This window comes from Nocardioides sp. (assembly GCF_024509035.1).
Taxonomy (GTDB): domain Bacteria; phylum Actinomycetota; class Actinomycetes; order Propionibacteriales; family Nocardioidaceae; genus Nocardioides.
In genome coordinates, this window is sequence record NZ_JANINT010000303.1 from 1,684 (window position 1) to 2,351 (window position 668).

Consider the following 668-nt stretch of genomic DNA (forward strand, 5'->3'; position numbering starts at 1 on the left):
AGTTCTCGAAGGCGACCAGGTCGTAGGGCTGCTCCCGATGCAGCGCGGCGACGACGGCCACCCGGGGCGCGGCGGTGGCCGGCAGCCCGGTGACGACCCGCACCACGCCGGCGCCGTACCGCCCGAGGACACCGGTCAGGCCCGCGGCGTCGCCCTCGGCCCCGACCGGGAGCAGCACCTCGACCGTCTCGGCCACCCGGGCCAGCGCGGAGAGCACACCGAGCTGTCCCGCGGACAGGGCCCCGGACCGGGGCTCGGCGACCAGCAGCGCACGACGGGTCACAGCAGTCTCCTCTGGGCGAGGAAGTCGACGACGCGCTCGTGCGCGTCCCCGTCGTCCTCGATGATCTCGGCCTGGCCCCGCGCGGGCGCGGCCGCGGCGGCGAGCACGCGAGTCCGGGAGCCGGCGGCTCCGAGCTCGGGCTCCGGGACGCCGAGCGCCGCCGGTGTCACCGTCTCGACCACCGCCTTCTTGGCGGCGATGACGTCGCGGAACGAGGGGTAGCGCGGCACGCAGACCTCCCCGGAGAGCGCCAGCACGGCCGGCAGCTCGGCCTCGGCCCGGTGGAGGCCGAGCTCGGTCTGGCGGGTCGCGCGCACACGGCCGTCCGCCACCGTCACCTCCACCGCACGGGACAGCACCGGCAGCCCCAGGCGCTCGCCGAGGG

The 668-nt window shown here is 77.2% G+C and carries 1 protein-coding gene and 1 pseudogene; both read right to left on the reverse strand.

Annotation, left to right across the window (positions count from 1 at the left end; all coding sequences use genetic code 11):
* A partial coding sequence (locus Q0L15_RS19615) for a hypothetical protein (RefSeq protein ID WP_296606270.1) occupies positions 1 to 283 on the reverse strand: 283 nt, incomplete at its 3' end.
* A pseudogene (locus Q0L15_RS19620) lies at positions 280 to 668 on the reverse strand (electron transfer flavoprotein subunit beta); the annotation flags it as partial. The gene Q0L15_RS19615 and the pseudogene Q0L15_RS19620, both read right to left, overlap by 4 nt.